Origin of the sequence: Segatella buccae ATCC 33574 (assembly GCF_000184945.1) — a bacterium.
GTDB lineage: Bacteria > Bacteroidota > Bacteroidia > Bacteroidales > Bacteroidaceae > Prevotella > Prevotella buccae.
Map to the genome: position 1 here is coordinate 688,175 of NZ_GL586311.1, position 25,053 is coordinate 713,227.

Annotated in this window: 14 protein-coding genes; 12 read left to right on the forward strand and 2 right to left on the reverse strand. The window is 54.4% G+C overall.

What is annotated here, in order from left to right:
- Nucleotides 1–139: 139 nt before the first annotated feature.
- From HMPREF6485_RS02615 to HMPREF6485_RS02630, 4 genes are all read left to right on the forward strand, one after another.
- On the forward strand, nucleotides 140–1,384 hold the full coding sequence (locus tag HMPREF6485_RS02615; RefSeq protein WP_004344476.1) for an esterase: 1,245 nt from the start codon (nucleotides 140–142) through the stop codon (nucleotides 1,382–1,384).
- Nucleotides 1,385–1,646: 262 nt separating this feature from the next.
- Nucleotides 1,647–2,747 carry a glycoside hydrolase family 43 protein gene (locus HMPREF6485_RS02620; protein ID WP_244912417.1) on the forward strand — a complete coding sequence of 367 codons (1,101 nt, stop codon included), beginning with the start codon at nucleotides 1,647–1,649 and terminating at the stop codon, nucleotides 2,745–2,747.
- 122 nt (nucleotides 2,748–2,869) lie between these two features.
- Nucleotides 2,870–4,132 carry a DUF2264 domain-containing protein gene (locus tag HMPREF6485_RS02625; protein ID WP_004344480.1) on the forward strand — a complete coding sequence of 421 codons (1,263 nt, stop codon included), beginning with the start codon at nucleotides 2,870–2,872 and terminating at the stop codon, nucleotides 4,130–4,132.
- A gap of 25 nt (nucleotides 4,133–4,157) precedes the next feature.
- Nucleotides 4,158–5,438, forward strand: coding sequence for a glycoside hydrolase family 88/105 protein (locus HMPREF6485_RS02630; RefSeq protein ID WP_004344484.1), 1,281 nt, complete (start codon nucleotides 4,158–4,160; stop codon nucleotides 5,436–5,438).
- Between the two features lie 45 nt (nucleotides 5,439–5,483).
- On the opposite strand, the gene HMPREF6485_RS02635 is transcribed toward HMPREF6485_RS02630, so the two are convergent.
- Complete coding sequence (locus HMPREF6485_RS02635; RefSeq protein ID WP_004344485.1) at nucleotides 5,484–6,128, reverse strand: hypothetical protein; 645 nt, start codon at nucleotides 6,126–6,128, stop codon at nucleotides 5,484–5,486.
- A gap of 217 nt (nucleotides 6,129–6,345) precedes the next feature.
- Nucleotides 6,346–6,561: a hypothetical protein gene (locus tag HMPREF6485_RS14100; protein WP_004344487.1), complete on the reverse strand. Its 216-nt coding sequence runs from the start codon at nucleotides 6,559–6,561 to the stop codon at nucleotides 6,346–6,348.
- Between the two features lie 220 nt (nucleotides 6,562–6,781).
- On the opposite strand from HMPREF6485_RS14100, the gene HMPREF6485_RS02645 reads away from it, so the two are divergent.
- The 8 genes from HMPREF6485_RS02645 (at nucleotide 6,782) to HMPREF6485_RS02680 (ending at nucleotide 24,992) form a co-directional block, all read left to right on the forward strand.
- On the forward strand, nucleotides 6,782–9,895 hold the full coding sequence (locus tag HMPREF6485_RS02645) for a SusC/RagA family TonB-linked outer membrane protein (protein WP_004344488.1): 3,114 nt from the start codon (nucleotides 6,782–6,784) through the stop codon (nucleotides 9,893–9,895).
- A 40-nt stretch (nucleotides 9,896–9,935) separates the two neighbouring features.
- Entirely contained in the window at nucleotides 9,936–11,873 is a 1,938-nt protein-coding gene (locus HMPREF6485_RS02650) for a RagB/SusD family nutrient uptake outer membrane protein (RefSeq protein ID WP_004344489.1), read from the forward strand.
- Nucleotides 11,874–11,915: 42 nt separating this feature from the next.
- Nucleotides 11,916–14,903, forward strand: a complete 2,988-nt coding sequence (locus HMPREF6485_RS02655; RefSeq protein ID WP_004344490.1) for a SusC/RagA family TonB-linked outer membrane protein — start codon at nucleotides 11,916–11,918, stop codon at nucleotides 14,901–14,903.
- 63 nt (nucleotides 14,904–14,966) lie between these two features.
- Nucleotides 14,967–16,670 carry a RagB/SusD family nutrient uptake outer membrane protein gene (locus tag HMPREF6485_RS02660; protein WP_004344491.1) on the forward strand — a complete coding sequence of 568 codons (1,704 nt, stop codon included), beginning with the start codon at nucleotides 14,967–14,969 and terminating at the stop codon, nucleotides 16,668–16,670.
- A gap of 29 nt (nucleotides 16,671–16,699) precedes the next feature.
- Nucleotides 16,700–17,575, forward strand: coding sequence for a discoidin domain-containing protein (locus tag HMPREF6485_RS02665; RefSeq protein WP_004344492.1), 876 nt, complete (start codon nucleotides 16,700–16,702; stop codon nucleotides 17,573–17,575).
- 230 nt (nucleotides 17,576–17,805) lie between these two features.
- Nucleotides 17,806–22,347: a LamG-like jellyroll fold domain-containing protein gene (locus HMPREF6485_RS02670; RefSeq protein ID WP_004344494.1), complete on the forward strand. Its 4,542-nt coding sequence runs from the start codon at nucleotides 17,806–17,808 to the stop codon at nucleotides 22,345–22,347.
- A 2-nt stretch (nucleotides 22,348–22,349) separates the two neighbouring features.
- Nucleotides 22,350–22,538: a hypothetical protein gene (locus HMPREF6485_RS02675; RefSeq protein ID WP_004341419.1), complete on the forward strand. Its 189-nt coding sequence runs from the start codon at nucleotides 22,350–22,352 to the stop codon at nucleotides 22,536–22,538.
- Between the two features lie 417 nt (nucleotides 22,539–22,955).
- Nucleotides 22,956–24,992, forward strand: coding sequence for a glycoside hydrolase family 127 protein (locus tag HMPREF6485_RS02680; RefSeq protein ID WP_004344495.1), 2,037 nt, complete (start codon nucleotides 22,956–22,958; stop codon nucleotides 24,990–24,992).
- Nucleotides 24,993–25,053: the final 61 nt, after the last annotated feature.

The following is a 25,053-nucleotide window of genomic DNA, read 5'->3' on the forward strand; positions in this document are numbered from 1 at the left end:
TGCTTATTATTCTTAAATTTTTCATGCTGTTTTAAGCTTTTACCACATTTCTTTTCTATCTTTGTGTCGGCAACAGCTGTAAGCATCTACGCCTACGACCTGGCTACATAAAAGTCAACTCTCTGAAAATTTAACGACTATGAACAAAAGAATGATTACCTCAGTGCTCTGCTGCCTGCTCATGGCAACGGGGGCATCGGCACAGGAAAAACTCTTCAATGGTGTGAATGTACAGTCGCCCGTGAAGAACGGCGACGGCACCGTGACGCTCAATCTCTTTGCCCCCGAGGCACGGAAAGTGACGGTGAGCGGCGACTTTCTGCCCGTGCAGAAGGTACAAACGCCTATGGGCGAAGTGGAACAGGCGGGTGTGGCCGAGCTCACTAAAGACGACAAGGGTGTCTGGAGCATCACTTCGGGCAAACTGGCACCGGAACTTTACTCCTACACATTCAATGTGGACGGCATCAACATGACCGACCCGGGCAACGTATATCAGAACCGTGACATCGCCACCTACTCGAGCATCTTCATCGTGAGCAACGGGAAAGGCGACCGGGGCGACCTCTACAGTGTGAACGAAGTGCCGCACGGAAACGTTGCCAAGGTGTGGTATCCGAGCCCGAAACTCAAGATGAACCGCCGCATGACGGTCTACACGCCGGCCGGATATGACGAGGGCAAGGCCTATCCCGTGATGTATCTGCTGCACGGGGCAGGCGGTGACGAAAACGCGTGGAGCGAACTGGGACGCGCGGCACAAATCATGGACAACCTCATAGCCACCGGTAAGGCCCGGCCCATGATCGTGGTGATGCCCAATGGCAACCCCAACTGCCAGGCGGCCCCGGGCGAATGGTCGTTTGGCATGTACACGCCTTCATTCATGGGCGACACCGGCCCCAAGCAGCCGGCAGTGGCTTCGATGGAAGAGAGTTTCATGGATGTGGTCAAATTCGTGGACAGCCACTACAAAACTATCCCCCGGCGTGAGGGTCGTGCCGTGTGCGGACTCTCGATGGGGGGCGGCCACACGTTCGGCATCGGACGCCTCTATCCCACCGTTTTCGACTACTACGGTCTTTTCTCTGCAGGTCTGCAATTCAACGGTCTCCGCGACATTCAGTCCAACGTGTCTTTCTATGACCGTCTCAAAGCCAATGCCCAAGCCCGGCAACAGCTCAAGACGCTCTTTGACAGCAAGCCCAAACTCTACTGGATAGCCATCGGAAAAACCGATTTCTTATACCAAAACAATGCCGACCTGCGCCGCTATCTCGACGAGCAGGGCTACAAATACGAATATGTGGAGACAGACGGTGGACACATCTGGCGCAACTGGCGCATCTATCTCACCGACTTTGCTCAAAAACTGTTCAGGTAATGACCGCCGAGACGGGAAGAGGAAGTGCATTTCCAAGGCTGTCATGACAGACAACGGCTATATGACAAAGCACCGATATAAACGTAGAGATGACATGAGGCGGGATTGTTTTACGACAATTCCGCCTCTTTTTTCTCAAAAACTATTCTTTTTTGAATGATTCCGGGCCGTATGGTTTACGGATTATTGCGTAACTTTGCACCACAAACAATCTAAAAACCAACCGATGAAAATGAAGAAGTCGTTACTCTCCGTCGTGCTTATGACAGTGCCATTGTTTTCCCATGCCAAAGGAGAAATAAGGTCGGGACAGCTGTGGCCCGACAATCATGGCGTGCATGTGAATGCTCACGGCGGCGGAATACTTTACCACCGGGGCACCTACTACTGGTTTGGCGAACACAAGGCCGAAAACACCAGCAATGCGATGGTGGGCGTGACGTGCTACTCGTCGAAGAACCTGACCGACTGGAAAAACGAGGGAGTGGCACTGGCCGTGAGCGACGAACAGGGCAGCGACATTGAAAAAGGATGCATTCTGGAGCGTCCCAAAGTGATATACAATGCCAAGACACGCAAGTTTGTGATGTGGTTTCACCTGGAACTCAAGGGTCTCGGCTATCGGGCTGCACGGGCCGGCGTGGCCGTGGCCGACAAAGTGACGGGGCCCTATCACTTTCTGCGATCCCAACGGGTGAACGCCTACCGCTATCCACTAAACGTCACAGAGAGCGAGAAGGCTGCCATGGCCAAGCTGCAGCCCAAAGACTATGCCGAATGGTGGACTCCGAAGTGGCGCAGGGCGATAGAGAAAGGCCTCTTCCTGCAACGCGACCTGTCCACGGGACAGATGGCACGCGACCAGACGGTGTATGTGGATGACGACGGAAAGGCCTATCACATCTTCTCGTCGGAGGACAATCTGACACTGCAAATAGCCGAACTGTCGGAAGACTACACCTTCCACACGGGGCGGTTTGTGCGTGTGGCGGCCGGCGGACAGAACGAAGCGCCTGCCATTTTCAAGAAAGACGGAACCTACTGGATGATAACCAGCGGATGCACGGGATGGGAACCGAACAAGGCCCGCATGTTTTCGGCCCGCGACATCATGGGGCCTTGGAAACAGCATGAGAGTCCGTGCGTGGGGCCCAAAGCCGACCTCACCTTCGGAGGACAAAGCACCTACGTGCTGAAAGTGGAGGGCAGACGAGACGCTTTCATCTTCATGGCAGACATCTGGCGGCCCAAACACCCGAGCGATGCACGGTATATCTGGTTGCCCATCGACTTCAAGAACGGGCTTCCGGTCGTGGAATGGCGGGACGAATGGACATTGGAGTATTTTAAAGTAGACAAGTAAACGAGTGGACGAGTAGACGAGTGGACTGTTTTAACGGCAAAAGAGTATGAACAAATGCTCATGCAAGCAACTTGTCTACTCGTTCACTCGTCAACTTGTTAACTCAAAAGACATAAGGAAAAATGAAAAAACAGCTATTTATCTTACTGCTCGCAGCGTTGCTGCCCTGCGGCATCTCGGCCAAGAAGAAGGCTAAAGTGCAGCAGACCGACCGCGAGTATTGGACGGCACTGGCCTACCACATGGCCCGGCCGGTGCTCGAAAACATGGCCAAGGGCGAACTCCAGAAGAACATGCTCACGGAGTTCAGCCCCAGTTTTGACAACCGCAACCGGAAGGTTGTCTACATGGAGTGCTTCGGAAGACTGATGGCCGGCATCGCTCCCTGGCTGTCTCTGCCCGACGACGACACACCCGAAGGCCGGCAGCGCAGACAACTGCGTGAGTGGGCACTGGCAAGCTACCGCAATGCCGTAGACCCCTCCAGCCCCGACTATCTATGTTGGGGAGTCTCGGGGCAGAATCTTGTCGACGCGGCCTATATCGCCGAGAGTTTTCTCCGGGCCTACGACAGTCTGTGGATGCCGCTCGACGAGACCACCAAACAGCGCTACATCAAGGAGTTCACGGCCCTGCGCAAGATAGATCCGCCCTACACCAACTGGCTTCTTTTCTCTTCCACCATCGAGAGTTTCATGGCCAAAGCCGGCGCGCCTTACGATGAATTCAGGGTGAATACGGCCTGCCGCAAGGTGGAGGAATGGTATGTGGGCGACGGCTGGTATGCCGACGGGCCTACTTTCGCTTTCGACTACTATTCGAGCTACGTCTTCCATGCCATGTATCTTGAGACCCTTCAGGCCATGACCGATGCCAAGGCCAACACCCGCATCGACTACCCGAAGTATTGGGACCGGGCCTTGAAGCGGGCACAGAAATACGCCATTGTCCTCGAACGCTTCATTTCGCCCGAGGGCACCTTCCCCGTCATCGGTCGCAGCACGCCCTACCGCATGGCTGCCATGCAGCCGCTGGCCCTCATGGCTTGGTATGAGAAGCTGCCCAAAGACTTGAACAACGGACAGGTGCGTGCCGCCCTGACGCAGGTGATGCACCGCATGTTCGACACGCAAAACAACTACAATGAGAAAGGGTATCTCACCATCGGCTTCTGCGGACACCAGCCCGAGACGGCCGACTGGTACACCAACAACGGTTCGCTCTACATGACCTCCCTTGCCTTCATGCCGCTCGGACTGCCTGCCACGGCTCCTTTCTGGACCGATGCGCCCCAACCATGGACACAGGTGAAGGCTTGGGGCGGTATGCCCTTCCCGAAAGACCACCACTGGAGCGACGACATCAAGACAAAAGACAAATGGTAAAACAACCCTATCCACAACAAAAGACATGACCACAGACACAAAACCATCTTCCGGCCTGCTTTCCCGGGCCGCCTCTTTCCTGCCAAAAGGCATTGCCGAGTGCCCGCTGCTTCTATTCCTGTTCTTGCTTCCGATGGTCTTGCAGGCTCAAAACCGGAAGGTGGAAGCGGTCACAGCCATTATAAATAAGGTGAACAACTATTGGCAGACCCACAACAAGCCTGAGGTGCGCGCCTTCTGGGACAATGCCGCCTATCACACGGGCAACATGGAGGCCTACCGCCTCACGGGCAACCGCGAGTTTCTGCAATACTCCCTGCGATGGGCGGAGCACAACCGCTGGCAGGGGGCCACGGAGACAGATCCGGCCAAGTGGCGATACAAGAACTATGGCGAGGGACAAGACTATGTGCTTTTCGGCGACTGGCAAATTTGTTTCCAGACCTACATCGACCTCTACAACATCGCCCGGGGCTGCGGCAACGGTGAGGCCTATCGCTACCGCATAGCCCGCGCCTTGGAGGTGATGGGCTACGAGGCCCGCTCCCGGGCCAACGACTATTGGTGGTGGGCCGACGCGCTCTACATGGTGATGCCGGTGATGACCAAACTCTACCGCCTCACGGGCGACGAGATCTACCTTGACAAACTCTACGAGAACATCCTCTATTCCGACAGCATCATGCTCGACCAAGAGACCGGACTCTACTACCGCGACGGCCGATACGTCTATCCCCGCCACCAGACCAACAGCGGCAAGAAAGACTTCTGGGCGCGTGGCGACGGTTGGGTGCTTGCCGGATTGGCCAAGGTGCTGCAAGACATGCCCCACAGCTACCGCCACCACCGATTTTTCGCCGATAAGTTTGTGCGCCTGTCACGCGCCGTGGCAGCCCTCCAGCAGAAAGAGGGCTACTGGACTCGCAGCATGATGGATCCCGCTCAAGCCGAAGGGCCCGAAACAAGCGGCACGGCCTTCTTCACCTACGGCCTCCTTTGGGGTATGAACAACGGCTATCTGTCGGCTAAAGAGTTTGCCCCCGTCGTCAAGCGTTCGTGGAAATATCTCACCGGCACGGCTCTGCAAAGCGACGGCAAGGTGGGCTACGTGCAGCCCATCGGCGACAAAGCCATCCCCGGCCAACAGCTCGATGCCAACTCGCAGGCCAACTTCGGCGTAGGCGCTTTCCTGCTCGCCGCCTGCGAGTATGCCCGCTACCAAGGCTTCGGCAAGGCCAAAAAGCCCCGCAAGCGCACCGCCGGCAACGGCTGGTTTGTGTCTGCCGGGGCCGGCATCGGAGGATGAGAAAGGACAAAAGCCAACAACCGGGAGGCCGACAACGGTATAAGACTATCTCTTCTTAAACAACCGTTCAAACTCCGCTTCCGGCATGAAGTGCGACAGATACTGCCCCACGTATTGAGAAGTCACATCGTATGCCACCTTATCTTCACCGTAGGCACAATTCCAAGCACCTATCGGTTCTTGGTTATTGTGCAGGCGGGTGATTCTGAAGACGAATATCGGCATGGGACATTCCTTCGTGCCATACCGCACATCGTTCCACTGGGTGGTGTTGGCATAGGCCAGAATCGTGGGCTGCGCCCTGTAGATACCCTCCCGCGAGAACTCCCGGTCGAACGGCTTCCGGGAGAAATCGAAGTCGAAATTCTTCACCTCATCCACCCCACTGAACGACACGACGGCCATATATTTGCGGTATTTGGGAGCATAAAAGACAAGTTGCCGGTACTCCCTCCGTGTAGCAAACCTCAAAGCCCAGTCCACCTGATAATACACCGACTTCTCTTCATACCACTCTGGAATGGTCACTCTGACCACCTTCGACCGCCGCAAGTAAGTCTCCGCATAGTCATAGCCGTCACCATTGATGTGGCTTGAGAACGAAAAATAATCCCACGCCACAACCACCGCCACGACGATCGGCATCGCGATTTCAGCCATTCCATAGAGCCGGTGTCTATCTATCTTCATTTTCTTTGCTTACACGTTTCCGATTGACATTGTTACTTCTTCCCCGCGACAGACCGATAGCATCCCTGTCGCCCGTTTCCATTCCTCTTGCAGGAATGCCGCCGGGCCTCTCTCGTTTTGGTGCAAGGCCCATGCACCATCTGTGCGGAGGCCTTGCACCACTTGTTCGGCAGCCATGCACGGGCGGTGCAAAGCCCTCGCACCGATGTCTGCAAATTTAAATGATTCTACCGATATATCCAAACAACTTTCCGCCAAAAGCCATATTGCAGAGTCTTTGCACCATGCCTACGCCGTCGCCCCTTTGCCGACAAATTCCGGTCACAGCCCTTGTCCTATCGGCTAATTCATATAAAAAGGGGTGTTTTTCATCATGGCGAAAAATACCTTCCGAATCATTTTGATAGTATTTAACCTTTTTATACTTTTGCATCACCTAATCAACAACTATATATGAAACCGAAATAAGGAATCTTCCTGAAAAACGTGAGAAGCAACCAATACCATCTGTCCTGACTGACCGGAAACGTCGGTTTGCAGCTACCGAGACGATACTCACGTGTAGGAACGGACATCACTCTCCTGTAAATACCAGAAAAGAGAAAAAGAATAACCATAACTAAAAACTTGAATTGTTTATGAAACATGTTTGTATGACAAATGTCACTGTCTGCATCGGCAAGTGGTTGTTGTGCATAGGCCTGGGGCTCACGCTTCCATTGGCAGTGAGTGCAGCAGCCTCATCGAATGCCAACATCGCCCAGCAGCGTGAAGTGACGATCACGGGAACCGTGTTGGACTCCAATGGTGAGACCGTCATTGGAGCAACCATCCGTGTGGTGGGCACGAAGATTGCCACCGTGTCTGACATGGATGGCCATTTCCGTTTGAATGCGCCCGCAGGAGCCACCCTGCAAATATCGTCTGTGGGCTATGACCCGCAGACTGTCAAGGTGGGCGACCACCCCTTGCGCATAGTACTGGTAGACAATGCCACCATGCTGAAAGACGTGCAAGTCGTAGCTTTCGGCACGCAGAAGAAAGTGACCGTGACGGGAGCCATCTCGGGCATACAGGGGGCGGAACTGCTGAAGACGCCCACCGGCTCGGTGACCAACATGCTGTCGGGTGCCGTGCCGGGTCTGTCGTCGATACAATATTCCGGCGAACCGGGCTCCGATGCTGCCACCGTGCTTGTGCGCGGAAAGGCTACATGGCGCAACTCCGCGCCGCTGATACAAGTGGACGGTGTGGAGCGCGACTTCAACGAGATAGACCCGAATGAGATCGAGAACATCACCGTGCTGAAGGATGCCAGTGCTACAGCCGTATTCGGCGTGAGAGGTGCCAACGGCGTGATCCTTATCACGACCAAGAGAGGCCGGGAGGGCAAGGCCAAGATTTCGGTCACCACCTCGGCCAGCGTGGTGCTGCCTACCAACATGCTGAAACTTGCCAACGCCTACGAGTATGCCACCTATTATAATCAGATGCTCAAGAACGACGCATCAGACACGAAGGTGCCTTTCTCCGCCGAGATACTCCAGAAATTCAAAGATCACAGCGACCCCATCCGATTTCCCGATACCGATTGGATAAACTATTGTTTCAAGAACGTGGCCTTCCAGAGCCAACACAACGTGAACATCTCGGGCGGGACAGAGCGTGTGCGCTACTTCATTTCGGCCGGTGCGTTCACACAGGACGGTCTTTTCAAGCAGATGGCCCTTCCCTACGACTTCAATTTCAAGTACCGACGGTTCAACTATCGCGCCAATCTCGACTTCGACATGACACCCACCACCACGCTCTCGGTAAACATCGGTGGTCGCGTGGACACTAAGAACATGCCGTTCTCGGGCGAAGACAACAACCAGCTCTTCCGCCACTTGTATTGGTCCACCCCATTCTCAAGTCCGGGTATCGTAAACGGGAAGTTCGTCACCACAGCCACCAACTACGACGACTATCAGCTGCCTTTCACCGGGGCCAGCGGACTGGGTGCCTATTACGGCATGGGCTACCGCTCCACCAGCACCAACACACTGAATGCCGACTTCATTCTCAACCAAAAGCTCGACTTCCTTACCAAAGGACTTTCTTTCAGGCTGAAAGGTTCCTACAATAGCGACTACAACATGCGCAAAGACCGCGGTGCCTCCGTGGCCACCTACACACCTGTATTGCAACCCGACAGCAAGATGGAATACCGCAAAAACGGTAACGACTCACAGTTGGGTTACAAAGAGGAGTTTGGCAAGGGGCGCAACTGGTATGTGGAAGCCAGCTTGAACTACACTCGCACTTTCGACAAGCACCACGTGGGAGGACTGCTGCTCTACAACCAAAGCAAGCATTACTATCCCGGCAAGCCCTTCGACGACATACCTTCGGGCTATGTAGGAGTGGTTGGACGCGTCACCTACGACTGGAGCAATCGCTACATGGTGGAGTTCAACGCCGGTTATAACGGCTCTGAAAACTTTGCCCCCAACAAGCGTTACGGCTTCTTCCCCGCCGGCTCGGCAGGTTGGCTTGTGAGCGAAGAGCCGTTCTTCAAACCGCTGAACAAGATTGTGTCCCACCTCAAGCTGCGCGGCTCATGGGGATTGGTGGGTAACGACAAGATAGGCAGCGAATACCGCTTCTACTACACATCCGATGCCTACACACTCGGCGGAGGATATAATTTTGGCATCGACGAGGCTGCTTTCAAAGCGGGAGCCTACGAGGGCGTGAAACACAATCCCGAAGTGACTTGGGAAACGGCCTTCAAACAAGACTACGGCATCGACATCAACTTCCTGAACGACCGCCTGTCAGCCGTCTTCGACTATTATCGCGAGAATCGTAAGAACATTCTGTTGCAGAACCTAACGGCCCCTTCGGTGCTGGGATTCACACTACCTTTCGCCAATCTCGGAAAGGTGGAAAGCTGGGGTTACGAAATATCACTGAAATGGCAAGACAGAGTCAATGCCGACTTCAACTACTGGGTGGGTACAAACCTATCTTACAACCAGAACAAAATCATCGAGATGTACGAGATGCCTCAAAACTACGATTACATGTATCAGAAAGGGCACCGCATCGGTTCACGCTCCATCCGACAGTTCTGGGGCTTCTACAGCGACGATGCCGACAGCCGGTATTTCGCCCAGTATGGCAAGCATATTGCCATGCCGTCGGGAGGATTGCTTCCCGGTGACTGCGTGTATGTAGACCTCAACGGCGACGGTGTGATGGACAATGACGACCAGTCGTATGAACTCGGCCACACCGACGACCCGGAATACACCGTGGGTGTCAACCTCGGTTTCCAATGGAAAAAACTGGAATTGAGCATGCAGTGGACCGGAGCGTGGAACGTGAGTCGCATGCTCGACGAGACATTCCGCCAGCCTTTGGGCGACACGGCCAACAAAGGACTGCTCAAATACCAATATGACAACACTTGGACCCCAGAACATCCATACGGTAAATATCCACGTGCAACGCAAGCCCACGCCCGCAACAACTATTACGGTTCCACGCTCTATGAAGTGGATGCCAGTTACCTGCGTTTGAAGAGCATGCAGTTGGCCTACCATTTCGACTTCCCGTTCATGAAGAAGATAGGTATGGATCAGTGTACACTGGCCTTGAGTGGCTACAACCTGCTCACATTCACCGGCTTCGAGTGGGGCGATCCCGAGTCGCGCACCAGCGACCGGCCTTCCTATCCGCTGACACGTTCATTTTCAGTGAGCCTCAAGCTCGGATTTTGACAATCAACAAAAAACGTGTGATTTTATAAGGAAACACAATATGAAACTGAAAAATATAATATACGGCTTTGCCACCATGCTGGCATTGGCCACCACATCGACAAGCTGCGTGGACGGAGTGCAATTCGGCGACAGCTTCCTGGACAAGGCTCCGGGTAGCGATGTGACACAGGACACGGTATTCAACAACGCCGAATACACGCGCCGCTTCCTTTGGAACACTTACAGCAAGCTGTATTACGGACTGCCCTATTACTGGGATGGCGGCGTAGCTGTGAAGATGAATACGGGCGTATTCGAAGCCCTGTCCGACTGCTGGCACAGCCACAACTCGTGGGATGAAGTCAACCGGCAGTTCTACTCGGGAGGCTACGTGCCGGGCAACAACGGCAAGTTCAACTTCCGTGGTGAGAATGTATGGCAGGCCGTGCGCGCCGCCTACATCTTCATCGAAAACGTGGATAGGGTTCCGGGCATGGAAACTTCGGAGAAAGAACGCCTGAAAGCTGAAGCCGAGTGCATCATCGCCTCACGCTATTTCGACATGTTCCGCCACTATGGCGGACTGCCCATCGTCCGCAAGGCCTACGCCGGCACGGAGGGCATATACGAATTGCCTCGCGCCACCGTGAGAGAGACGGTACACTTCATGGACAGTCTGCTGGACGATGCCGCCCCGAAACTGCCTTGGGTGCTCGACGAAGCCGACCGCTCCAACTGGGACGGGCGCTTTACGCGTGCAGCCGCCATGGCACTCAAGTGCAAGATATTGCTCTTCGAGGCCTCACCTCTGTTCAACTCAGACACTCCATACTGCACAACCGGAAGCCAAGAGGCCAATGAGAAGCACCACGCATGGATAGGCCGGTATGACCAAGAACTGTGGACGGAGTGCCTGAAAGCCTGCCAAGACTTTTTCGATGCTGTGCAAAGCAATGGTTTCTATGCACTCGTGCAGGCCGAAGGGAAGACACCGGGCCAATACCGGGCGGCATTTCGCAAGGCTTACGACGAGCGCGGAACGACAGAAATGCTGATCTCTACACGTGTCAGATACAAGGAGACGTTTGAGTGGAACTACAAGTTTGTGAGCGAATGGAACAACTTCGGCGGCTACACGCCTACGGAAGAGTTTGTGGAAAAATTCGCTTGGAAAGACGGACGGCCCTTCGACTACGACCAACTGGCCAAACAGGGCAATCAGGACACCATGTTCGTGAACCCGGATAAGGATTGGGAACTCACCCGCGACCCGCGCCTCTATGAAACCATCATCGTGAATAACGTGCCCGTACACCTTGCCGACAATGGCAACATGAGCGGACGACGCACCGAGACGTGGATAAACGGACGCGACGCCGGAAACGGTCCCGACACCGAAGCTGGACAATATGCCACGGGATTTGCCAACAACAAGTTCTATATGAATAGAGACGATGCCCGTGGCCGCACCACGTTGTGGCCCTATCTGCGACTGTCGGAGCTCTACCTGATTTATGCTGAGGCACTGGCACAGAACGGACACTTCGACGAGGCTGTGGAGCAGGTGAACAAGGTGCGTGCAAGAGTGGGCATGGGAGGACTCAGGGAATGCCAGCCCAACCGGAATTTTAATGACAAGAACACGCTCATTGAGGCCATTATGGACGAGAGAGCCTGCGAACTCGGATTTGAGGAAACACGCTTCTTCGACATGATACGCTATCGGCGTGCCGACCTCTTCGGACAACAGCTGCATGGTCTCAAGATACACCGGCAAAAGGATGGAATCAACTACGACTTTTCCTATTCCGACAAGCAGCCCGGACAAGACGGGTATGAGGCCACGCAGCCGAGACATTTCACTTACACGAAATTCCCGCTCAACAACATTGCACGCGTTTGGTGGAAGGAATTTGACCCGAAATGGTATCTGTCTGCATTCCCGCCTACGGAAATCAACAAAGGCTATGGACTGACACAAAATCCCGGATGGTAAATGGGGAATGACAAGAATAATCAACTATAAAGGAAAAAGAACATGAAACGACATATTTTATTGACCATCGCCCTGATGACGGGCCTCGCCGCTTCGTCGCAAAACAACGTGACCGGAGTGGTGGTGGACAAAGCCGGTAATCCCGTATCAGGGGCAAAGGTGGAAGCAAAGGGAGGTCTCATCAAAGCATACACCGACCGACAAGGCTCTTTCACCATAAGCACCGGCACCGATCAGCTGACCGTGGACGCGCCCGACCTGTCGAGGAAAATCGTCAGCATAGAAGGAACCGGACCTTTGAGAATAGTCATGGACTATGCCTCACAGCCCATCAACATCGGCTTCGGCATCCGGCAGACCGTAGGAGAGTCCACCATGTCGGTGGCAGGAGCAGCCAACCGCGACTTCAATAACCGTTCGGCCAAGAACATCGGCAACTCACTCTTCGGACATGTGCTGGGTCTGACAACCTTACAGGGAACCGGCGATTACTCCTCCTACGAGCCGACATTCTATATAAGAGGATTACAGTCAATGTCCGGCAACTCCCCCATTGTATTGGTAGACGGTATAGAGCGCAACATCTCCTACATCACACCCGAAGAAGTGGAAAATGTTATCGTGCTGAAAGATGCTCCCGCCGTGGCTCTCTACGGATATAAGGGCATCAATGGCATCGTGAACATCATTACCAAACGCGGCAAGTATAAATCGAACGAAATAAACTTCTCCTTCGACCACGCCATCACATGGGAGGCCCGCCGTCCGAAATTTGTCGATGCCTACACCTATGCCAATGCCATGAACGAGGCCTTTGCCAACGACGGCAAGGCTCCGCGCTATTCGGCTCTTGAACTCGATGCCTTTAAGTCGGGCAAATATCCTTATAGCTATCCCAATGTGGATTGGATCAAGGAGACTTTCCGCGACAATGGTGCCAACAGCATTCTCAACCTCAGTTTCCGTGGGGGCGGAGAGCGCATGCGCTACTATACGCTCATCAACTACACCGATGACCGTGGTTTCATCGCGCACCCCAACAAGAATGATGGCTATTCGACTCAGAACAAATACTCGAAAGCCAACCTGCGTTCCAACTTGGACATCGACCTGACCGCCACTACCAAAGTGCAGGTGAACATCGACGGAGTGCTCTTGGAATCGCTGCGACCGGGCCTCTCCAGCGACAATCTGTGGGGGAAGATATACACCGTGCCTGCTACTGCTTTCCCCATCAAGACCCAAAACGGGCTCTGGGGTGGCAACGCCACGTGGGACGGATATTACAACCCCGTGGCTCTCACCGAGGGCCGGGCCTACAGCAAGGCTCACACACGGGCTCTCTTTGCCGACATGACACTCACACAAGACCTCTCCTCACTGACTGACGGACTCAGCGCATGGACACGGTTGGCCTATGACAACATTTCTGCCTATTGGGAAAACCACACCCGAGAATACCGGTATGGAATGGATGTCGTTTCGGAATGGGCCAATGGCGAACCGTCTGCCTACGACCATTTCACAGGCGGAAAGGACGGGGCACTCAGTAAGGACAGTAAGCTGGACTGGCAGAACAAGAACTTCAATTTCGGGATAGGGGCCAACTACGACCGCAGATTCGGCCTGCACAGCATCTCATCGCTGCTGATGTGGAACTATGAATACCGAAACTGGAATGGCATCAACAACACTTGGTACCGCACGGCCGCTTCACTCTACAACCACTATGGGTATAAAGATCGTTATTTTGCCGACCTTTCTCTGACGCTGGCAGGTTCCAACAAGCTGGCCCCTTCACACAAATGGTCATTCTCGCCCACACTATCTGCGGCATGGGTCATCTCGAAAGAAAACTTCATGCGCAGCCTTTCATTTGTGAATTTCCTCAAGCTGCGCGCTTCTTGGGGCATCATCAACACCGACAATATCCCGACAGAAGGTTATTGGGAACAGGCGTTCGTGAGTGAAGGAGGGTACAGCCTTGGCGGCAACTATCAATGGTCGGGAGGCTGGAGAGAGGGAAGGCTGGCCTCAACAAATGTCACTCATGAGCGTGACAACAAATATAACGTGGGCTTTGACGCAACGATTTTCAACAGTCTGAACCTCACGATGGATGGATATTACCGACGGCGTTCCGATATTTGGGTAAATGCCAGTGGACGTAATTCCGCTGTGCTTGGTATTGAGAATCCTTATGTCAATGGAGGTATCGTAGACAGTTGGGGATTGGAAGCCGGTGCCGACTACACCAAAAAAGTAGGCGACGACCTGCTATTGAATGCCGGTGCCAAATTCACCCTCGCCAAGAACAAGATCGTGGAAGAATATGAAACACCGAGAGCATACAAGTATCAGGAACGAACGGGGCTACCTCTTGGACAGATTTTCGGTCTGCAAGCCATCGGCTATTTCACCGATCAGGCAGATATCGACCATAATCCGACCCAACAGTTCTCTGAAGTAAGACCCGGCGATATCAAGTATAAAGACCAGAACGGTGACAATGTAATCAATGCCGACGACGAGGTGAAGATGGGATATAACTCTTACTGCCCGGAAATATACTACTCCTTCCATATTGGAGCAGAATATAAAGGGATAGGCTTCAACGCGATGTTCCAAGGAGCTGGCAACTATACAGCCATTCTCAACGCGCAATCGATGTTCTGGCCGACACTCGGCACCACCAACATCAGCCAATACTACTATGATAACCGTTGGACACCCGAGACTCCCAACGCCAAGTTTCCAAGGCTCACATCAGAGGGCAACCAAAACAATTTCCGCACCAATTCCGTGTGGCTTGCCAACCGCTCTTTCCTGAAGTTACGCAATGTGGAACTCTACTACAAGCTGCCTAAAGGTCTGCTCAGGGCGACAAAATATATCAACGGGGCCAAATTCTATGTGCGTGGCATCGACCTGCTCTGTTTCGACCATATTAAAGAAGTCGATCCCGAGCAATACGGAACCACCTATCCACTCACACGCTCGGTAGTGATAGGGCTGGCACTGAACTTTTAACCGTCTCCTTTCCGACAAAAGAGACCAGAGAGTCAAGAAGTAACAACAAAAATAAGAAACACAATGAAAATACATCATATCATCGGTGGAACACTCTGCCTGTTGGCGTTCACGGCATGCAGTGACGAACTCAACTACAAAGAGTTCAACAACTACGGCAAAAGCTACGTGTTCACCAATTTCGACAACACGGTGGGTTTTGTATCCTACATTTACGGTATGCTCGATTATGATTTCGGCACCTATGGCAACGGCATGTTGGCATCGGCCTGCGATGAAGCCGAATATGCCTGGCGGTCGGGCAGTATAAACGATTTCATCAACGGTGCATGGGGGCCATCAAATGCCAAGGCTAACATCTGGAACGAGAGTTACAATGCCATACGAGAGGCCAACTATTATCTTTCTGTCTGCGACCAATGCGACTTCTCGGAGCTGAAGTTCAATCAGGATTATCTGGCCCAGATGGCCCGTTTTCGCCGGTTGAAGTTTGAGGTGCGCTTCCTGCGAGCCTACTATTATTTCAATTTGGTGAGGCAGTATGGCGCTGTGCCTTTCACCACTACGGTGCTATCGGAAGCAGAGGCGAACCGACTGGAACGCACACCTGCCAATGAGGTTTTCGACTTTATCGTGAAAGAATGTGACGACATTTGTGACAGTCTGCCTGCCGACTATTCCCGCTTAGGCAACGATGCCGCAGCCAATGAGACTGGACGAGCCAGCAAACTGGCCGTACTGGCACTCAAAGCCCGCACGCTGCTCTATCGGGCAAGTCCGCTCTTTGCCGGCACCGACAATCAAGAACTCTGGCACAGGGCAGCCCTTGCCGGTAAAGCCGTCATCGACTCTTGCGGAAAGTACGGAGTAAAATTAGGCAAGTATTCCGCCCTTTGGGGAGTGGACAACTGGAAGCAATCGGAAATGATCTTCGTGCGCAGGGTCGGCGACTTAAACTACTTGGAAAGCAGCAACTTCCCCATCGGCGTGGAAGGCGGATACTCCGGCAACTGCCCCACGCAGAATCTCGTGGATGCCTACGAGATGAAGACGACAGGCAAACACTGGAATGAAAGCGGGAGCGGCTACAACCCCGAAAAGCCCTACGAAGGACGCGACCCACGCTTGAAGATGACCGTCGCACTCAATGGGGACAAAGGATGGCCCGCCTACAACACGAAACCACTGGAGACCTATTATGGCGGAGCGAACGGTCTGCCCATATCCGGAGCCACCCCTACGGGATATTACCTGAAGAAATATCTTGATGTATCGGTCAACGTATCGGCCACAAACTCCAATAATAAGCGACACTCGTGGATCACTTACAGACTGGGAGAATTCTACCTTGACTATGCTGAGGCCGTTTTTAAATATCTTGGCAATGCCGATGCCACAACGGCTGAGTTCCCTTTATCGGCTCGGGAAGCTGTCAATACGATTCGGGCGCGTGAAGACGTGAAGATGCCCGCTCTGGCCACCGGGCTTTCCAACGATGAATTCTGGCAGAAATATCAGAACGAGCGTATGGTGGAACTGGCGTTCGAAGGACATCGCTTTTGGGATCTTCGTCGATGGAAAGAAGGTTCCAAGCTGGCTTCCATCGTGGAGATGCACATCACCAAAAACGCTGATGGCAGTTTCACTTACACTCGCCGCCCGGTGCAACGGGTGTGGAGCGACAAGATGTATTTCTTCCCCATACCGCAGTCTGAAATCCTGAAACACAGACAAGTGAATTTCCCACAGAATCCTAACTGGGAATAGATGGCATAACAATCAAAACAAAGCAGACTATGAAACAGATAAAATTTTTCACTTTGGCGTTCGCATCAATGGCGTTCATGGCTTCCTGTGGTGACGAGTTCACCAATATGGAGGTAAGCGGATATGAAGGTACTCCCGTCACCATCTCCTCCTCTGCCGTGACAAGCGACTCACTTCCGGGCAGCATCAAGCTGAAATGGACAAAGCCGGCCGACTCCAACTTCGAGTACATGAAGATATGGTACACCAATCCTGCCGATGGCAAAAGGGTGACCACGCTCGTTTCCCGTTACACAGACTCGCTGATAGTCAGCGGTACGTTGCGGAAATACGGCCCTTACACCTTCTCTTTCCAAGCTTTCAACGCTCACCACCAAGGAGGTTCGGTAGCAGAGGTGCAAGCCGTGTCGGGCCGTGCCATAGCCACTCGCACGGTGAGAAAAAACAAAGTGACACTCACAGCCTCACAGCTATCCACCGACGATCAGGAGCCGAGCGAAGGCCCGATAAAGAATCTTATCGATGGCGATGTCGGTTCTTTCTTCCACACCCGTTGGAGCAGTCCGCAAAAGCCACTTCCACAGTATATTCAAATAGACTTCAACGAAGACCACCGTGACTTTGCTTTCTGGTATAAGAACCGGGCTTGGTCACAGGTGGGGCCGCAAGGACTTGAACTGCAAATCTCTACAGATGGTATCAACTGGGAGAAAGTGGCGACCATCGATGCCGGCCTGCCTTCCGGTGGCGGTGCAGAATATACTTCCGAGGCCTTCACACCCGGCAAATCTTTCAAACATTTGCGCTTTGTGGTCACAAAGACCTATGGTAACAAGAAGTATTTCAACATGGCCGAATTGCAGTTTTTTGATGCCGAAATCATCATCGACGATCCGGAGACATGACGCTTTTCTGTCTCCCGATCGGATTCCGACCGCTCCCATTCATCCCGGCTACGACGGCTATGATCCGTCCGTCCCCGTATGGACGGACTGGAAAAATGCAGTGGCCGATGAGGAGAAGACCAACTGAACAAGAAGAGGAAAGAAGGCACTTTCGAGGAACAAGCAGGAAGTGCCTTCTTCCGATTTGACTGACCTATATTTCTAATTTTAATCTTAACTTTTTGACAATCATGAGAAAAGCAATACCCTTACTATTGCTCTGGGGATGCCTTGTTGCCAACAAAACCTTTGCACAACAGCAACCGGCCTTCCCCAAGAAAAACGAGTTGCCCGTGACGCTGCTTCAAAACGGACGATACAACGGCCGGGAAGTCAGTATCACGAAACTGACCTCGCCCAAACCGGGCAGTACATACACCTTAGAGGTAAAGGGGAAGATCAATTCCGGCACGGGCCGGGGATTGGATATCTCTGCCAACGACGCGTCGGGCATGGGCTTCCGCGTGGCCATGGATGCCGCCTCGCTCAACTGGAACAATCCGCTGGCTACACTCTCATCGCTATCTTCCACCGACAACACGAAACTGCGCACACTCCGCTTCGCCGTGGCCGACAAGAAAGTGACTGTCTATGAAGACGGTTATTTCGTGGCCACCCGCCCGTTGGAGACCATCAAAGAAGCGATGAATCCCGATGGTCCCAACATCAATCCCGAAGTGATACCGGTAGGTGATTGGGGCCAGAACAAACCCACCCCTACATCCAAAGGCTGGTATTTGGTCAATGAGAATAAGGTCATGAACGAATGGCCTGCAAACGTACGCTTCGAATCTTCACCTAAAAACACACTCTACAACAGCGACGGAACCCAATATCACGGTAATTGTCTCTTCATCAGATGGGATGCCAATTCCTACAAGACTTACAACTATGCCTACGAAGTGGAGTTGGCGGCCAACACCACTTACAGGTTTTCCATGGACTGTGCCTATTGGGCAAACGGGCACGCATCGACCATCACAGCCAAGGTCTCGGACAGCCAAACGCTCAACACCACACTGGCAAGCCATGTTTTCAAGACCGCAAAGGAAAGAGTGCTCGTGCCCGGAGAGTTCACTTTCACGACCCCCCATGCCGGCAAGTACTACATCTCCTTTTCCAGTACATGGGCCTTGTTTGCCATAGCCAATCTCCAACTGGTCGAGGCCGGCCTTTCTGCCGAGCCGATGATCATCATCGGCAAGAACTATGAAGGGGAAGCCGACATGGAAGTGGCCGCCGTCACTTACGACGAATCGGGGGGCTACGCTCCCGAGACGACTTCCGGCGAGCCCACCGTGGTCAACCTGGACAATGCAGGCGATGTCAGCAAAGGCTATCTGTTCAATTCCGACCTGCACGTGAGCGGCACCACTAACCTGCATTTCACGGGCCGGCCCGCGCCTTTCTCCAACACAACAATCGACCTGAAAGGGGAAGATGCATGGCTTTATCTCGACTACGTGAAGCCAAGCAAGACCATCAAGGAGTGTCTTCCATCGGTGAAAATCAACGGGGCGGCAGCCGAGAACGGGAAAAACTGCCGCGTCTCGGTGTGGGCCAACGGCACCGTGGTGATACCCAACGGACAGGTCTACGACCATAAGGCACTCGTGGCCTACGACGGAGAGAACTTCACCGGCAAGTCGAAAACGTTTGAAATCAACATCTATCACAACAACTTGGGCGAGTGGGACAACAAGATACGCTCCTTCAAGCTCAAGAAAGGCTACATGGCCACATTGGCCAACAATGCCAACGGTACGGGTTACAGCCGTGTGTTCATCGCCGACGATGCCGACCTCGAAGTACCGGTGCTGCCCGAAGGTATGGAGCAGTTTGTCTCGTTCGTGCGGGTGTTCCGCTGGAACTGGGTCTCCAAGAAAGGCAAGGCCAACGGTTACGGAGAGAAAAACCAACTCAACATCACCTGCAATTACGACTGGAATGTGGGCGGCATGAGCACCGATCCCGACATAGAGTATTCGCCCATCCGCCAAAACTTGTACTGGCCGGGCTGGAACGACATCAACAACAAGCCGGGAGTGACCCACCTTCTGGGCTGCAACGAGCCCGACCGGCCCGACCAGTCGAACGCCACGGTGGATCAGATAGTGGAAATGTGGCCCGAGATGATGAAGGGCGGCTACCGTGTGGGTTCTCCGGCCCCCTCTTCCGTGTGGGCATGGAACGGTGCTTTCTTCAACACCATCGACTCGCTCAACTACCGGGTTGACTTTGCCGTGGCCCACATCTATGAGAGCACGGATGCCAACACGCTCGTGAGCCGCATTAAGACGCTTTCTGACAAAGGCAAGGGGCGGCCCGTATGGATCACTGAGTGGAACAACGGTGCCAACTGGACCAACGAATACTGGCCCACGGCCTCAGGCCCACGACGCGACGCCGACATGAATATCATCTATGGTGAAGACGGTTCCACAAAGACGGTCAACCGCCCGCTTTCACCAGAGAATGCTGAGAAACAGCGGGCCTACATGGCTGCTGCCCTGCCCGCCCTCGACCAATGCAACCTCATCGAACGCTATTTCGAATACGACTGGGTGCAAGACTGCCGTGCACTCATGCTCGGTGGCAAACCGACTCCCGCCGGCAAACTGTATGGCGAGCACAAGGCGGCACTGGCCTACCGCAAGGCCAATGCCTACAACCATGTGTGGAAGATAGCGCCGCCCTTCCCCTTGATGACCATTGACGGGGAGTTCAGAAACATCACTCTCAAATGGTATGACCACAACGGAGAGACGGGAAAGAAGTATATCCTTGAACGCAAGATGGACGGCGAGGCCGATTTCGCGCCCTACAAGGAATTTGTGTTCGGCCAAGACTACCGGGCCGGCGAGACGGTGACATTCACCGAAGCCATTCCCTGCCTGTCCAAAGTGGAATATCGCATCAAGGCGTTGAGCTATAAGGACAAGGAGTCCATCTACTCGCGCGTGAAAGCCTTCACCCGCGACGCTGCCGTGCCGGCCCCCACGCTGCGGGGCGAGGCCCTCTCCACCTCCATCATCAAGCTCTCTTGGGATGCGGTGAAAGGGGCCAAAGCCTACCGCATAGAGCGTGCCGAGACGGAGACGGGTGACTATCGGACTGTCGCCGACAATCTCACCGCCACGACCTATCAAGACGAGAAACTGCAACCGGCCACCAACTACTACTATCGTGCCTATTCGCTCAACACTGCCGCCGAGCACCCGGCATCGACCGTGCTTGCCGTCTCCACCAAAGCACTCACCATTCCGGAGCCCGTAACGGGTCTGCACATCTCGGGCGGAACCGGCAGCGTGTCGCTGAGATGGGCCTTCGCCTACGATGCGCAGTACAGAGTGGCCCGGGCGACAAGAGCCGATGGTGAATACACCGTCGTGGCCGACAAGGTGGAAGCGACAAGCTACGTGGACACCGGTCTGACAAACGGACTCACCTATTATTATAAGGTTCAGCCCTACAACGGGGCGGGCTTTGGAGAGGAGTCTCCGGTGCTCTCGGCCACGCCGGCGGCCGGGCGACATCTGCATCTTGCCTTCGACGAACAGGAGGGCCACACGGCCTACGACGAATGGGGCGGCTACGATGCCGAACTGCACAACGGAGCTTCGTTTGTCGAAGGGCGCAACGGCGGAAGGGCCGTGAAGCTGGCGAAAGGCAGCCGGTCATACATGGAACTGCCTGCCGGAGCCGTGAGCCGGCTGGCCGACTTCACCATTGCCACATGGCTCAAACTGCCGGGAGGCAAGGGCCGTGTCTTCGATTTCGGCAACGGCACGGGCACCTTCATGATTGGCGCAGCCAACAATGAAGGGCTGAGATATAAAATCACTTGCGCCAAAGGGGCTTTCGACATCACCGTGCCCATGAAGTGGTCGGCCGATGAGTGGAACCATCTGGCCATCACCCAAAACGGCACCGACGTGCGTTTCTACCTCAACGGCGAGGAAGTGGGCAAGGGCACTAACGCCTCCGGAATCCAACCCAAAGACATGGGCCTTACCCGACAAAACTGGCTCGGCCGCTCACAGTGGGCCAACGATGCCTATTGCGACCACATCTACGACGACTTCCGCATCTACGATTGCGCTCTCAGCGAGACCGATGTACAGGCTCTCTATGTTGATAGGGAGCCGGCCATCGACCCGCAATATGCAAGAACCGTCAGGCCCGGCAGCTGGAACACCATCTGTCTGCCCCATGCAGCGATGCCCGCGGAGGGTGTGACGGCCTACAGCATCAGCGGCATCAACGAGGCTCGGAGCGTGCTCTACCTCTCACCCGTGGCCACAATGACGGCCGGTGTGCCCTACATCTTCAGGGCGGAAGGCGACTTGGCTGTGTTCCGCGAGAGCGGACTGCCGGCGGAAGCCCCCGCAGACGGAGCCAACGGACTGCGAGGTGTGTTTGAAAGCAAGGCGGGCGATGTGGCCGACGGGGCTTATATCCTGCGGAACGACGTGTGGTACAGGGTGGACAACCAAGCTCAGTTCAATCTCGGCAACAACCGGGCCTACCTCCCGAGTCTGGATGCCGTCACACAGACCTTGCCTACAGGTGCCAAGAAAATGAGTATCGACCACACCGGCACGACGGGCATCGACACACCGAGAAGTTCCGCCGAAGCCACCAAGGCCTACACCATCGACGGCATCAAAGTGCAAAAGCCCCACAAGGGAGTATATATCATCAACGGTAAAAAACAAGTGAAAGGAAAATAATCATGGAAAAGAAGTATATCAGTCCCTGCATGAAAATGAAGTGTATGGAGCCGGAAACAGTCTTGGCGGCAAGTCCGTCGACTCCCATTTCTGGCGGTTCCACTTCCGCCCCCGGCAACGGTGAAGCCCCCATAACCTCGGGCGATGCCAAGCAGAGTCGCAGCATTTGGGAGGGAGAGTGGCAAGATTGAGGCAAGAGGCTGAACACCTGCCGGGGCTCCGGCCCCTCTCTCCAACCATCAATTCCCAAGTTATAACTCCTAACTCCCAACTCTCAAGCGTGTATTGGCCTTCCAGAAAGGGGCAATGCACGCTTATTGATTCTCCGGCAGGCCACGCCTGCTTTCGTGCAAGGCCTTTGCACGCTCCGTGCGGAGGCTTTGCACCATCCGTTCGGCAGTCATGCGCGGAGTGTGCAAAGGCCTTGCACCAAACCACGGGCATCCTTCCTGTAAAACCCAAGGGGCCGGACAACAACCTGACAGGGCCGTAAAGAGGGGAAAATACGGAAAAAGTCGGTCGGAGAGCTGGCAATATCGAATATTTTAGCTACCTTTACAGCGAAATTGAAACCGACTGAATCAACAAACTAACATACATGTAACCTTATGAGAAAAATCATTTCTACAGTGGTCGTGGCTGCCGTCATGACCTTGCCTGCCATGGCGCAAAAGACATCAGACTACGGCTATCCCTTCACCCAAGTGCCTTTCACGAGTGTGAGGATTGCACCCAACACCTTTTGGGGCGACCGGTTGAAGGCTGCCCGCGAAGTGACGGTGCCTTTGGCTTTCAGCAAGTGCAAGAGCGAAGGGAGATACGACAACTTTGTCAAGGCGGCCCGGCCCGACGAGAAATATGACGTGAGCAAATTCATGGGCTTCTCCTTCGACGACACCGATGTCTACAAGACCATCGAGGGGGCAAGCTATATTCTCCAGACCTATCCGGACAAACGGCTGAAGGCTTATATCGACAGCGTACTCGATGTGGTGGGGGCAGCCCAAGAGCCCGACGGCTATCTCTACACCGCCCGCACCATCAATCCCAAGAAACCGCACAAGTGGTCGGGCTCCAAGAGATGGGAGAAAGTGGAAGTGCTGAGTCATGAGCTCTACAACCTCGGCCACATGGTGGACGCGGCCTGCGCCCACTATCAGGCCACGGGCAGCACCAAGTTTCTCGACATAGCCAAACGGTATGCCGACTGTGTCATCCGCGAGGTGGGCCCCGGACAGGGACAAGCCACCGTGGTGCCAGGACACCAGATAGCGGAGATGGCTTTGGCCCGCCTCTACACCGTCACGGGCGACAAACGCTATCTTGACGAGGCCAAATATTTTCTGGACTACCGAGGCAAGACACACATACGCGACCTCTACAGCCAGAGCGACAAGCCCGTGACCGAGCAACGGGAGGCTTGGGGACACGCCGTGAGGGCGGGCTACATGTATGCCGGCATGGCCGATGTGGCGGCTCTGACCAAGGACTCGGCCTATATCAAGGCCATCGACCGGATATGGAACAACATCGTGGGCAGGAAGTATTACCTCACGGGCGGTGTGGGGGCACGCCACTCGGGAGAGGCTTTCGGGGCCGACTATGAACTGCCCAACATGACGGCCTACAACGAAACTTGCGCTGCCATCGCACAGGTCTATCTCAACGAGCGCATGTTCCTCCTCCACGGTGAGAGCAAATACATCGACTGTCTGGAGCGCACACTCTACAACGGGGTCATCTCGGGCATGAGCATGGACGGCGGCCGCTTCTTCTACCCCAACCCCTTGTCGAGCGACGGCAAGTACAAGTTCAACGCTGACGGCACCACCACGCGCCAGCCGTGGTTCGGTTGCGCCTGCTGCCCGAGCAACCTGAGCCGCTTCATACCGTCGCTGCCGGGTTATCTCTACGGCGTGAAGGGCAACGACATCTATGTCAATCTCTTTGCAGGCAACACATCCACCATCAGTGTGAACGGCAAGGAAGTGGTGCTGGAGGAGACCACCCAATATCCCTGGGAGGGCGACATCAGCATCAAGGTGGCCAAAAGCAGCGCCAAGGTGGCCAATCTGCTGATCCGCATTCCGGGATGGGTGCGCAACCGGGTGGTGCCAAGCGACCTCTATCGGTATAGCGACGATGAGAAGCCGGCCTACAGTGTCACTGTCAACGGCAAGCGTGTGGAGGGCGATCCCGATGCCAACAAGGGGTATCTGCCCGTGAGGGGCATCCGCAAGGGAGACGTGATACGCATACATTTCGACATGCCGGTGCGCACGGTGGTGGCCAGCGACCGGGTGGCCGACGACCGGGGCAAGGTGGCTGTGGAGCGCGGTCCGCTGGTCTACTGTGCCGAGGCGGCCGACAACGGGGGAGCAGCTGTGCTCCACGCCGTAGTCAACAAAAAGCCCGCTTTTGCCGTGGTCAACGACTACAGCATCGACAACACCGAGGCTCATGCCGCCCCATTCACCGTGAAGGCCATCAAGACGCCGGCCCAGATACTCCGGGAGTCTGCCGACGGTGGCATGGAGGTGGAGAAGCTCGACCTCACGCTGATTCCTTACTACGCGTGGAACCATCGCGGTGCCAACCAGATGAACGTGTGGTTTGTACAGAACTTGTCGTTGCTGGATAAGTAAGGGAGTGGACGAGTAAACAAGTGGACGAGTAGACAAGTTAATAGCAAGGCCCTTTTCATGC